This window comes from Noviherbaspirillum aerium (genome assembly GCF_008929045.1).
Classification (GTDB): Bacteria; Pseudomonadota; Gammaproteobacteria; order Burkholderiales; family Burkholderiaceae_D; genus Noviherbaspirillum; species Noviherbaspirillum aerium.
The window spans coordinates 58135-70804 of the sequence record NZ_VFAH01000028.1 but is presented as its reverse complement, the minus strand read 5'-3'; the positions used below and the strand labels follow the sequence as shown (position 1 = coordinate 70804).

Here is a 12670-nt window from a genome sequence, read left to right as displayed (position 1 = left end):
ATGCCGCCCGGCGCATACATGACGATGAGGATGAAGAACACGCCCAGGTACAGCTGCCAGGCCTTGGTGAAGTCCGACAGCATGACGGTGAGGAACACGCCGATGATGGCGCCGATCATGGGGCCGAAGAAGAAGCCGACGCCGCCGATGAAGGTGAACAGCAGCACGCCGCCCGAACGCAGGGCGCTGACGTTTTCGGCGGTGACGATCTCGAAGTTGATCGCCGACAGCCCGCCCGAGATGCCGGCGAAGAAGCCCGACAGGATAAGCGTGAGATAGCGCGCCCACTGGGTGTCATAGCCGATGAACTCGACCCGCTCGGGGTTGTCGCGCACGGCGTTGATGATGCGCCCCAGCGGCGTCTGCGTGAAGGCGTACATGCCCACGGTGGCGATGAACAGCCAGGCGGCGATCAGGTAATACACCTGGATCTGCGGACCGAAGGTGATGCCCATGAACTTCTCGCCATAGACGCGGTTGGTGGAAATGCCGCCCTCGCCGCCGAAGAACTCGGGGAACATCAGCGAGCAGGCGAACACCAGTTCCACGATGCCCAGCGTGATCATGGAAAACGTCGTGCCCGACTTCTTGGTCGTCACATAGCCGAACAGCATGCCGAAGAACATGCCGGCAAGGCCGCCGATGAAGGGAATCAGCGTGACCGGCATCCAGATCTTGCCGGCGGTGGCCAGGTTCATCGCATGGATGGCGAAGAAGGCGCCCAGACCGGAGTAGACCGCATGGCCGAAGCTGAGCATGCCGCCCTGTCCCAGCAGCATGTTGTAGGACAGGCCGAAGATCATGACGGTGCCGATCTGCGACAGGATGGAGAGCGACGCGCCCTTGTTGAAGATCAGCGGCGCCACGATCAGGATCACCGCGAACAGGCCCCAGATGATCCAGCGCCCGAGGTTCATGGGCTTGTAGGTCATGGTGTTTTTCATTGTCAGGGTATTGGTATTCATGTCAGCCCTCCCGTGTGCCCATCAGGCCGCGCGGCCGGAAAATCAGGATCAGCACCAGCAGCAGGTAGGGCAGGATGGGTGCGACCTGGGAAATGGTGAGTTTGAGGACCGGGAAACCGAAGGTCTCCGGCGTGACGGTGGTGCCGATCCAGGCCAGCACGGTGGCGAACGAGTAATCGAGCGCCACGGCATAGGTCTGCAGCACGCCGATCAGGAGCGAGGCCAGCAGCGCGCCGACCAGCGAGCCCATGCCGCCGACGACGACCACCACGAAGATGATGGAGCCGACGGTGGCGGCCATGCCGGGTTCGGTGACGAAGGCGTTGCCGCCGATCACCCCTGCCAGGCCGGCCAGCGCGCAGCCGCCGCCGAAGACCAGCATGAACACGCGCGGCACGTTGTGGCCGAGCGCCTCGACCATGTCGGGATGGGTGAGCGCGGCCTGGATGACGAGGCCGATGCGGGTGCGGGTGAGCACCAGGAAGATGGCCACCAGCATCAGGATGGCGATGAGCATCATGAAGCCGCGGTACATCGGGAAGGTGGTGGTGAACAGCGTGAACAGCGGGCCGTCGAGTTCGGTGGGAATCGGATACGGCACGGCAGCCCTGCCCCAGATCAGCTGGACCAGTTCGACCAGCACATAGGACAGGCCGAAGGTGAACAGCAGCTCGGGGATGTGGCCGTACTTGTGGACCGAGCGCAGGCCGTAGCGCTCGACCATGGCGCCGATGACGCCGACCAGGAGCGGCGCGACGACCAGGGCCGGCCAGAAGCCGATCTTGGTGCTGATGGCATAGGCGAAATAGGCGCCCAGCATGTAGAAGCTGGCGTGCGCGAAGTTGAGCACGCCCATCATGCTGAAGATCAGCGTCAGGCCGGACGACAGCATGAACAGCAGGAGCCCGTAGCTCAGGCCGTTAAGCAAAGTAATAGCGATAAACTCCACACCTAACCCCTAGAACATTAATACGAATATGTGCAATGGCGCACCCGATCAACTGGCAAACCGGAATGCCGCCGGTAGCGGCACTCCACTCGGGCATGGCGGTTAGTCCGGACGCTTCATCTGGCAGGATGATGGCTGGGAAGCGACGTAGGTATCCACTTTCTTGTCAGTCTTCCAGCCGTAGCCGGTGTTTTCCTGGTCATACTTGACATCCTTGCCGTTCACCTTGGTCCATGTCGTGATGTACAGCGGCTGCTGCAGCTGGTGGTCCGCCTTGCGCATCTCCACATCGCCATTGAGGCTGGCCAGCTTCATTCCTTCCATGGCTCGCGCCACTTTCAAGGGTTCGATTGAACCGGTTTCCTTGAATGCTTTCGAAAGCATGCTGATGCCGGTATAGGTTGCCATCACGGTGTAGTCATCGTTGTATTTTTTCTTGAAGCCTTCAACGATGTTTTGGCCGGTTGCGCCGGGACCGTTGGCGTTCCAGTAAGTGACTGTCTTGACCCGCCCCTCGCCCGACGCACCCATCGCAGTGGGCACGCCGGTGGTGCCGGCATAATAGGTATAGAAGTTGGCGGTCAGTCCCGCTTCCCGGGCGGCCTTGATCAGCAGCGCCAGGTCGGCGCCCCAGTTGCCCGTGATGACCGTATCGGCGCCCGATGCCTTGATCTTGGCAACATAGGGAGAGAAGTCCTTCACCTGGCCGATCGGATGCAGGTCGTCGCCGACGATCTGCACGTCGGGACGCTTGCGCTTCAGGTATTCCTTGGCGGCTTTCGTGACCTGATGACCGAAGGCATAATTCTGACCGATGATGTAGACCTTCTTGAGGTCCTTTTCCTTTTCCATCAGAGAAGTCATCGCTTCCATTTTCATGTCGGAATTGGCATCAAGGCGGAAGTGCCAGAAACTGCACTTGCTATTGGTCAGATCGGGATCGACGGCGGCATAGTTGAGGTAAATGACTTCCTTGCCCGGATTGCGCTCATTGTGCTTGTTGACCGCATCCACCAGCGCCAGCGCCACGCCGGAGCCATTGCCCTGGATGATGTAGCGATAGCCCTGGTCGATGACGGACTTCAGTACGGTCAGCGACTCCTGCGGGCTTCCCTTGTTGTCATAGCCGACCACTTCAATGGTGTGGCCGCCAGCCCATTTGTCCTTGTTGGCCATGTCGGCAACGTACTGCCAGCTCTTCAGTATATTTTGGCCGACCGGGGCAAAAGGGCCGGAGAGCGGATCGATAAACGCGATCTTCACGTTATCAGCGTGCGCGAGCGCCGGTGCCGACAATGCTGCGGCAATGGCGGCGGCCATGAATACGGGGCGAATTTGGATTGTCATGCAAGGTCTCCTTGTTGGAATAATTAGGCACTGCTTTGTTTCTTCAAATCGTCGGCAGCCTGTGATGCCTTAACCGATTGCGAATTTCATTCTTCAGAATCTTGCCGGTGGCGCCGACCGGTAGCGCATCCACGAACACGACATCGTCCGGCGTCCACCATTTGGCGACCTTCCCCGCGAAGGAATCGATCAATTCATCCCTGGTGACTTCCGCATCGGCCTTCTTCACCACCACAAGCAGGGGCCGCTCATCCCATTTCGGATGAAATACGCCAATGCATGCCGCCTGCTGCACCGCCGGATGCGCCATGGCGACGTTCTCAAGTTCGATGGAACCGATCCACTCGCCGCCGGACTTGATGACGTCCTTGCTGCGATCGGTGATCTGCATATAGCCGTCGGCGTCGATGGTGGCGACATCTCCGGTAGGCAGCCAGCCGTCCTGCAACAGTTGCGCCGGCTCGCTGTCGCCGTTCTTGAAATAGCTTTCGAGTACCCAGGGTCCGCGCACCAGCAGATTGCCGCAGGTACGGCCATCCCAGGGAAGCTCGTTTCCTGCGTCGTCGACAATCTTCATGTCGACGCCATAAATCACGTGGCCCTGCTTCTGCAAAATCGCCTCCTGCTCCGTCTGCGGCAGGTGCATATGATGATTCTGCAGCGTGCAGACGGTGCCCAAGGGAGACATCTCGGTCATGCCCCAGGTATGGAGCAGTTCCACATTGTGTTTCTCGCGGAACGACTTCATCATTGCGGGCGGACATGCGGAGCCGCCGATGATGATGCGGCGAAAACTCTTGAACCCCAATGATTTCCGTTCCACGTAATGTAGAAGGCCATGCCAGACGGTGGGCACGCCAGCCGAAGCGGTTACCCCCTCCTGCTCTATCAGCTCATGAAGCGACTGTCCATCGAGCATCGGCCCCGGCAACACCAGCTTTGCTCCGGCAAGCGCGGCCGAGTAGGGGAAACCCCAGGCATTGACATGAAACATGGGCACGACCGGCATCAGGACTTCGCGCCCCGACACGTTGAGCGCATCGGGAAGCGAAGAGGCATAGGCATGCAATATCGTGGAACGGTGCGAGTAAAGCACGCCCTTCGGATTGCCGGTCGTGCCCGAGGTATAGCAAAGGGTCGATGCGGAGTTCTCGTCGAATACGGGCCATGCGTAACGGTCGGAGCTGTTCTCGATCAGGTCTTCGTAGCACATCAGGTTGGGAATGCCCGACGCCGCGGGCATTCGGTGCCGATCGGTCATGGCGATATAGCCCTTCACCGTCTTGCTGTGGGCGGCGAGGCTTTTGACGAGGTCCAGGAAGGTCAGGTCGAAGAAGACGTAGCTATCTTCGGCGTGATCGGCAATGTAGGCGATCTGCTCCGGGTGCAGACGCGGATTGATAGTATGGAGAACCGCGCCGCTGCCCGAAATCGCGTAGTAGAGCTCGAGATGACGGTAGCCGTTCCATGCCAGCGTGGCCACGCGGTCTCCCATTCGCACGCCAAGTTTTTCGAGCGCATTCGCCATCTGGCGCGCACGTTTGTGGCAGTCCCGATAGGTATAGCGGTGGATGTCGCCTTCCACTCGCCGCGATACGATCTCCTTGCCACCGAAATGTCGGTCGGCGTGCTGGATGATGCTCGAGATCAGCATGGGCTGATGCATCATCTGTCCCATCGACGGGCTTTTCGGGTAGTCTGGAATATTGTCCGGTGTCATATTGCAAGGAGCCAGAAAGATGGCCTTGAAGGCCGGTTAATTAATGAATCAGTTTCGTGTTCCGATTCGGAACATCCGGAGCGCCGCTCCGGTTTCCGACTTGATGATTCAGTCCGACGGTAGTCCGCCGATGCTTGGGTGATGGGTGCCCGGATGATCAGGCCCGGCAACATCAGTGTCGGTCATGCGACGTCGAAATGCTATGTGCAGACAGACACTGTTCGGACTTCATCATGTCTGCAATCCACTCCTCGAAATCACGCAACGGCTTTCCATGGATGCATCATTGATGCGCTATTCACCGTTCACCACAAGCTAAGAAAGCAGGCCGGCTTTCGAGAGCTCCAGCCGGTATTGATCCCATCCGGCGTCCGGAACAATTTCGTCCCGCCGGTCGCGGATCTCTGCGATGCGTTCGATGATCTGCGTGACAGGATCGGCAGCATTGCGGAGATGGATACCCTGTGTCATCGTGATGTTGGCCGCCTCGAAACTGCCCGCTCCCGCCAGCAGGATCATCCGTGAAGGGGCACTCGCGGCGGCAAGGGCCACCACTCCGGGGCTTACCGCTTCGGGACTGAGTCCTTCAAGGTCTTTGGGAGAAAGAACACCTTCGGTCATGGCAGTGGCCGCGCTCGGCGCCAGGCAGTTCACCCGGATGTTGTATTTTTCGCCTTCGAGGGCAAGCGTTTGCATGAGGCCCACCACCGCCATTTTTGCGGCGCCGTAATTGGACTGGCCGAAATTCCCATACAGTCCTGATGAGGATGAAGTCATGACGATGCGGCCATAGCGCTGGGCGCGCATCTGCTCCCAGACGGCCTTGGTGCAATTCACTGCGCCCATCAAGTGAACATCGAGCACCAGCCGGAAGTCGTCGATGGACATTTTCGAAAAACTCTTGTCGCGCAAGATGCCGGCGTTGTTCACCAGAATATCGACACGCCCCCATTCCCCCATCGCCCGCGACACCATGGCTTCCATCTGTTCCATGTTCCTGACGTCCCCGCCGTCCGCAATCGCGGCGCCGCCATCGCGAATGATTTGATCCGCGACTTCACGCCCGGGCGCACCCTGGTGTCGGCCGTTGATGTCGTTAACCACGACCTTGGCGCCTTGCCTTGCGAGTGCGAATGCATGCGAACGCCCCAGGCCGCTGCCTGCTCCAGTGACGATGGCGACTCGGCCTTCCAGATACTTCTTCATTACATTACCTCCTTGATTTAAAGCTGTTCGCACCTCGTGCATGTGAGGCTGTCGCCTACCTGCCGTGTTGGCTCCGACTGTTTTTACAACGCTGTCTGCCCTGGTTTTCTGCCGTGTTTCACAGCTTGGAATAGTCGCTAGCTCACCAGGGTGGCGATGAATTTTCATGCTTATATAAATGCCAATGGCTGCAGAACTCAGTCTGGCGGACTACTTGGCCGCTTCATTGAATGGCGTCCAGTCTCTCAAACACGCTCCTCGGAATCTATGTAAGATTGAACATCTTTAACGCCTTGTTATGTGCCTACACGACATCGTGGTCGGCGACGCATTAACGTACAGTCAGGTTCAGAGTCGTGACCGGGCACGCGTTCCACCGACTATGCCCGAGACGATGCCGCGGAGATGTCTGAAACAAAGGAAGGCAGGATTGCCATGAATACAAGTGATGTCGCTGGTGGAACCGCCCTTGATCTTATCGCCCTGCTTTATCGCGATGCTGCTCTGGACGATTTCAGCGCTCGCCTTGCGGCGATCGAAAGGCTGCCGAACGATGCGGCTGGCAAGATCGACGCATTGGAAACCATCAGAATGGCAATGGCGATAAAGCATGAACTGGAACAGCATCAGTTAAGCGAGCAGGGCTTGCTTGCAATGGTGGATTCCGCAAAGGATCTCTCCAGCCGCCTTGATCTGACGAGCTTGCTGAATGCCATTGTGACCCGGGCCAGGACACTGCTGGGATCTCACCTCGCATGGCTTACCGTGTACGACGAGGAAGCGGAAGAATTCCGGGTGCAGGTAACCGACGGCGCCATTTCCATCAACACGACGAAGATGACCGCAAGCCGGAAACATGGCATTGCAGGCATGGTGTTGTCCACCCGCCTGCCCTTCTATACGCCCAACTATCTGCTCGACAATCGCTTCCCGCATGACCCGGCGCTCGACAGCACATTTCGCAGCGAGGGTGTCGCCGCCATGGCCGGCGTGCCATTGCTGTTTGATGACGACGTGATTGGCCTGCTGTTCGTCGCCGACAGATATCAGCGTACCCATACCGCACTCAATATCGCCATTCTCAGCACGCTGGCGACACATGCCGCCGTGGCCATCAAGAATGCGAAGGCTTTCGAACAGGCCAAGATGGCGCTGGAGAAGGCCGATCACGCGCGTGCCGAGCTTGAACGCCATGCGCGTGACGTGCAAAAGGCGGCGGAAGCCCATGAACAGCTCACCGCGCTGCTTGCGAAAGGCGCATCGCTTATCACGCTCACGCAAACCGTCGCCCAGCTGCTGGGCGGCAGCGTCCTTGTTTTGGACGAAGCCTTTCACGTGATCAGCCGCGCAAGCTCCGCCGAATACAAGGGAATATTGAGCGATGCCTATGCGCCGCACACCGCGCCCAGCGCTTCCATCACACGGGCCATACGGGAAAGCAGACAGGGCGGCCGCTCGGTGATCGCCCTCGCAAAGGAAAGCGGGGAGGACGGCGGCAAGGACGGGGAAATCTGCAGAGTCGCCGCCGTCATCGGCGGCAATGACGTACTGGGTGCGATGCTGCTGTATCGCCACGAAGACCTGGACGAGATTTCAGTCCGCACTTTCGAGCGGAGCGCAAGCGTCATGGCGATCGTGCTGTTATCGCAGGAACGCATGGAGGCCAGCAGGAACCGCGAGGTCTCGGGACTGCTGCGCTCGCTGGTCGCCACCCATCTCGAGGGACGGGGCTCGACGCTGGAGCGTGCCAGACGCCTGGGGCTGGATCTCTCGCAAGCGTTTTCCCTGATCCTCGTTGATACGAAGCATCCGGGCCCCGAAACGGTGGCGCGCCGGCTGCGTTCGGAGAACCGCTTTTCCGACCTTGTCCTCGATGAGCTGGATGGCACATTGGCCATCCTGTGCGCCACGACGAAGGCTCAGGATGTGGTCAGGGAGTTCAGCGCAATCGCCAGGCGCGAATTCAACGGCGCCTTCTGCGGCATCCTTTCCAGGCCGATCGCCACGGTCGAGGCTTTCCGCGTGGTGTACGGTTCGCTGCGGCGGGGATTATCTGTCCTGCAGCGCATCGGCATCAATGGACAGGTCATTGACCAGAACCAGATGGCGCTGTATTCGGTACTGTTCGAGTCGCATGACCAGGGAAGCCTGAAAGCCTTCATCGATGCCTGTGTCGGGCCGGTGATCGCACACGATCTGAAACGAGGCACCCAAATAGCCGACACGCTGCTGAAATACCTGGACAACAATCAAAATGCCAAATCAACCGCTGCGAGCCTGAAAATCCATGTCAATACGGTGCGGCAACGCCTGGCGAATGTCGACGAACTTCTTGGCCACTGGAGCAGCCCCAGTCGAGCGCTCGAGATTCATGTGGCACTGCGCCTGTGGAGCCTGACCGCATAGGGCGGACTGCGGGCGGGTGTGCGGAAGAATCGGTCTGCCTTGGTTTGCGGGACAAGGCGGGAGCCCCGTGCGGCGTGCCACACAGGTAACGAAAAATGCTGCGGTGCGCCCAGGCCAGGCCGGGGCGACCGTACATTCATTGGCAACTCGCGCTATAGACGCTCGAATATAGCCGCAATACCCTGCCCGCCTCCAATGCACATGGTGACCAAACCGTAGCGCTTGCCGGTGCGGATCAATTCATGCAGGCACTTGACGGTAATGATGGTGCCGCTTGCGCCGAGCGGATGCCCCAACGCGATCGCACCGCCGTTGGGATTCGTTCTGGCAGGATCGAGATCCAGGCCGCGGCACACTCCCAAGGCCTGGGCGGCAAACGCCTCATTGGATTCAATGACGTCCATGTCATCCAGCGAGAGACCGGCGCGCTTGAGGGCGAGCTGGACTGCGGGCACGGGGCCGATTCCCATCATCGATGGCTCGACGCCGGCCACCGCATAGGAAATCAGACGCGCCAATGGTGCGATATTGGCTCGCGACGCGGTCTCCGCGCTCATCAGGATGCATGCGGCGGCGCCATCGTTCAAGCCGGAGGCATTTCCCGCTGTCACGGTGCCGCTTTCCTTCCTGAATGCCGGTTTCAGTCCGGCCAGCGTCTCGGCGCTGGTACCGGGCTTGGGATGCTCGTCGGTGTCGAAGCACGCGACGCCATTTCGGTTCCTGATATCGACGGATACGATCTGCGACTTGAAATGCCCAGCGTCGATAGCGGCCAACGCCTTGCGCTGGCTTTCGGCGGCGAATGCATCCTGGTCTTCGCGGGAAATCCGGTAATGGTCCGCGACATTTTCGGCGGTGACGCCCATATGTCCTGCGCCGAAAGGGTCATTCAAGGCGCCCAGCAGCATGTCGAGCAGCTTCGCATCGCCCATCCGGTTGCCCCAGCGCCCGGTCTGCATGACGTAGGGGGCCCGGCTCATGGTTTCCACGCCGCCGCCGACGGCGATCTCGGCATCGCCTAGCTGAATGGCGTTTGCCGCGGTGATGATTGCCTGCAGGCCGGAACCGCACAGGCGATTCAAGGTCAGGGCCGCGGAGTGCCTGGCCATGCCCGCGTTCAAGCCGGCCACGCGCGAAACATACATGTCCCTGGGCTCGCACTGGATGACGTTGCCGATGACGATGTGTTGCGCGGATGCCGGATCGACCCTGGCGCGCTCGAATGCCTCCCTGACGACGATGGTTGCAAGATCCGAACCGGAGTGGTCCTTGAGGGAGCCGCCGAAGGTGCCAATGGCCGTTCGAACGGCGCCGGCAATAACAATGTCTTTCTGATGGGTCATGCAGATTCTCTTTGCGGAAATACGGGGAGTTGAATTGCGGCAACCGGCACTGGCAAGGAGCGCCATGCCTGAGTGACGCGATGACCGCCTGCAATGTCCTTGCAGGCGGTGTCGCGAGATGCCGTTCCAGCCTGCAAGCTTGCGCGATGGGTGGTTACTGCTTTACTGAAACAAAGCATAGAATGGAAGCCGACGCGCAGATTTTCGCCGCCGGCTTCCATCCTATCGTCCTATCAATTGGAACAGGTAAACGAGGCAGCGCGGTTGATATCGCCCGTACCGTTGTACTTCGGCCACTTCGGATAATCACACAGCGGTCGTGTCCGTCCCGGGACGCCGGCGGTATCCGCCACCACCTCATTGGCCGGGCTTGCCCCCTTCTCCGTCCAGTTCTCCAGCGATGTGAGCGAGTCCCAGGAAGCGTTGAAGCTTGTACTGACCGCATGTCCATATCCGGGCACTTCATAGTAGCGCACGAACTTGTTCACTTCCGACGGGCCCATCTGACTTTGCAGGCGCTGGTAGTACTCTTCCGTTGCACGGCTGCTTACCAGTACGTCGGACAAGCCATGCGCGAGAAGCAGTTTTCCACCCTTGGCGGCAAAAGCGTTCAGATCCACTCTCGTATCCAGCAGCGTACTGAGTTCGCTGATCCTTCCAGCCCAGGGTCCGGGATTTTCCGGATCAAGCGTCAGGGAATCGAAATTGGGATCGCGGGTGACGGAATACTTGATCCACTGATCCAGCAGGACGCTTACGTATGGCGCGGTTCTCGGCATCGGCATCGCCGGCTGCGTGGTGCCAAGCGCGAGGAAGGTGACGGTTGGCTGCAGCGGCGACGGATTGGTGGTGATGCCAAGGTCGGCTCCCCACACGTTGTAGCCCGGGTAATGGGTTTCCCCGCTCGCCAGCGAAAAGTTGAAGCGGGTATCGGTATTGATCGTCTTCAGAGCGCTGATCTGCGCATCTGACAGGCAGGTATCCCCGGTATCCGTTCCGCCTTCGCAGCGCAGCGGCCTGCCATTGAAGCTTGCGGTCGCCGGATCGAAGATGGCATTGCAACGTTGCTGATTGCTGATAAGGCCGTCAGCTGCTCCATCCAGACCGTCGCACGCAGCGATGGCCGCCTTGTAGATCAGGTCGCGCTTGGCCGTGTTCGGATAGGCTCCCGGCTTTGCCAGCGCGCGGTTCATCCGATGGCCGCCGAGCAAGGCGGCTGCATCATTCCAGGCCGGATACCAGGCGATGGCTCCATCCCAGTCGGCGGGCCACCGTGTGATTGCGGCAAGTGCTTCGCGTCCCCCGGTCGAACCGCCGGCAAAATAAGACTTTTGCACCTTCTCCACCGCGTATCTTGCCTTGATCAGATGGATCGCCGCATCGCGGGTTTTCTTGAGTGCATCGCCGCCGAAGTTTCGAGCGGCTTCCTCGTTCAGGGCGAACGATCCGTCCTGCGAACCGAAGGCGTTCGCCTGATGCCCCGAGTCGCTTGCAAATGTTGCATAACCACGGCCGAGCGGAGTCGACTTGTCCGTCGGGCCCGCCGGCACATTTCCGGTGACGTTCGGTATGCTTCCATCAAAGCCGCCGCCGCCAAACATGACGACCTTTGAATTCCACACCGTCGGCAGTGCCACTCTGAACTGAATGTTCGGTGCAGTCTTGTCGACCGGTGAAATGCTTGCCGTGACGAGACAGTGCTCCGGAATTGCCGTCGCCCCGGTGCCGCTCGCCGGAACTACCGAGGCTGCGGTCACGGTCCCGCCGGATGTCGGCAAGCCGATTGATGCCGCAGGTATGGCCGTATTGGCGAGTTGCGAACATGCGAGCGGCAATGCAGCGGATGTGTTGGGCGAACTGGCCTGGACCGAATCTCCGCTACTGCCGCCGCATGCTGCCAATGCCATTGCGACTGCGGCAGAGCATGACACTCCGAACTTGGATCTTGGCTCTTTCATATTGTCTCCGATAAAGATGATGGCGCTTCGCGTGAGCACCTGTTCCGTCTTGGGCGGCCTTTTCGATATGGTCCTGCACATCCAAAAAGTAAGGTTCCGGTTTGGCTCGACGTCGTTCCATTCTAGATATGCTTCTACGCAACGCAATGTCGATAGGCGACATAAAAAGAAGAGAAGAATGTTGGGTTTGTCCACCCCTTCAGATATACGGGATTAAAGCGGTTTTACCTGACCTGCCTGTCTCGGCCTCGACCGGGCCGGTCTGGGCAAAAACGCTCCAGCGATGCATCGCTTTACACCTGGCTCGCCAAGTGCGGCGGCATGCCGGTGCCGGCTGCGACACCTGGAGGCGGAGAATGGTCAGCTCAAGAAGCTGCTGGCCGAATCGATGCTGGATGCAGAAGCACTGAAGGTCGCTTTGAGCCGAAAGCGCTGAGCCAACAGGCCAGGCGTGAGGCGGTGGCGGCAAAGCCGGAGAAGACGAAAATCTCCGAGCGCCGCGCCTGCTTGCTTGCTTGCTTGCGGGACTGTCACGCACGGTCTTGCATTATCAAGGCAAGGCCAAACCCGACCACGAGCAGTTGCAAAATTGCATGGTCGAAATGGCAGGCGAACACCGTCGCTTCGGCTATCGGCGCCTTCATGCACTCTTGCGGCGCAAGGGCGTCGAGGCAAACCACACCAAATTGCACTGCAAAGCCCACAAGCGCGCCAAATGCTAGCGCACAAGTACGATGGACAATTAATGGCGGCCGAACCTCTTGCTAACCAGCACA

General features: G+C 59.5%; 9 protein-coding genes and 1 pseudogene. 2 read left to right on the top strand and 8 right to left on the bottom strand.

Annotated elements, in window-relative coordinates; translation table 11 throughout:
• From FH061_RS25835 to FH061_RS25815, 5 genes are all read right to left on the bottom strand, one after another.
• Positions 1–965, bottom strand: a 965-nt coding sequence (locus FH061_RS25835) for a branched-chain amino acid ABC transporter permease (RefSeq protein WP_151634665.1), incomplete at its 3' end; no start/stop codon positions are given.
• A gap of 1 nt (position 966) precedes the next feature.
• Complete coding sequence (locus FH061_RS25830; protein WP_151638708.1) at positions 967–1914, bottom strand: branched-chain amino acid ABC transporter permease; 948 nt, start codon at positions 1912–1914, stop codon at positions 967–969.
• Between the two features lie 102 nt (positions 1915–2016).
• Positions 2017–3261 (bottom strand): branched-chain amino acid ABC transporter substrate-binding protein, encoded by a 1245-nt coding sequence (locus FH061_RS25825; protein WP_151638707.1) that lies wholly within the window; start codon positions 3259–3261, stop codon positions 2017–2019.
• Between the two features lie 43 nt (positions 3262–3304).
• Positions 3305–4939 carry a 3-(methylthio)propionyl-CoA ligase gene (locus tag FH061_RS25820; protein ID WP_151638716.1) on the bottom strand — a complete coding sequence of 545 codons (1635 nt, stop codon included), beginning with the start codon at positions 4937–4939 and terminating at the stop codon, positions 3305–3307.
• A 357-nt stretch (positions 4940–5296) separates the two neighbouring features.
• The gene (locus tag FH061_RS25815) at positions 5297–6187 is read right to left on the bottom strand and encodes an SDR family NAD(P)-dependent oxidoreductase (RefSeq protein ID WP_151638715.1); all 891 of its coding nucleotides are present in this window, start codon (positions 6185–6187) and stop codon (positions 5297–5299) included.
• 435 nt (positions 6188–6622) lie between these two features.
• Here FH061_RS25815 and FH061_RS25810 point away from each other — a divergent pair, with 435 nt between their 5' ends.
• On the top strand, positions 6623–8593 hold the full coding sequence (locus tag FH061_RS25810; RefSeq protein WP_225984892.1) for a helix-turn-helix domain-containing protein: 1971 nt from the start codon (positions 6623–6625) through the stop codon (positions 8591–8593).
• Between the two features lie 152 nt (positions 8594–8745).
• Here FH061_RS25810 and FH061_RS25805 read toward each other — a convergent pair whose 3' ends face one another.
• Genes FH061_RS25805 through FH061_RS25795 form a run of 3 tightly spaced genes read right to left on the bottom strand, consistent with a single transcriptional unit; the run spans position 8746 to position 11894 of the window.
• Complete coding sequence (locus tag FH061_RS25805; RefSeq protein ID WP_151638705.1) at positions 8746–9936, bottom strand: acetyl-CoA C-acyltransferase family protein; 1191 nt, start codon at positions 9934–9936, stop codon at positions 8746–8748.
• Positions 9933–10157 (bottom strand): hypothetical protein, encoded by a 225-nt coding sequence (locus tag FH061_RS25800; RefSeq protein ID WP_151638704.1) that lies wholly within the window; start codon positions 10155–10157, stop codon positions 9933–9935. The genes FH061_RS25805 and FH061_RS25800 overlap by 4 nt, the downstream gene beginning before the upstream one ends.
• 12 nt (positions 10158–10169) lie before the next feature.
• Positions 10170–11894: a tannase/feruloyl esterase family alpha/beta hydrolase gene (locus FH061_RS25795; RefSeq protein ID WP_151638703.1), complete on the bottom strand. Its 1725-nt coding sequence runs from the start codon at positions 11892–11894 to the stop codon at positions 10170–10172.
• Between the two features lie 279 nt (positions 11895–12173).
• Between FH061_RS25795 and FH061_RS25790 the strand changes: the two are divergent.
• Positions 12174–12583: pseudogene (locus tag FH061_RS25790) on the top strand (IS3 family transposase); the annotation flags it as partial.
• Between the last annotated feature and the right edge of the window lie 87 nt (positions 12584–12670).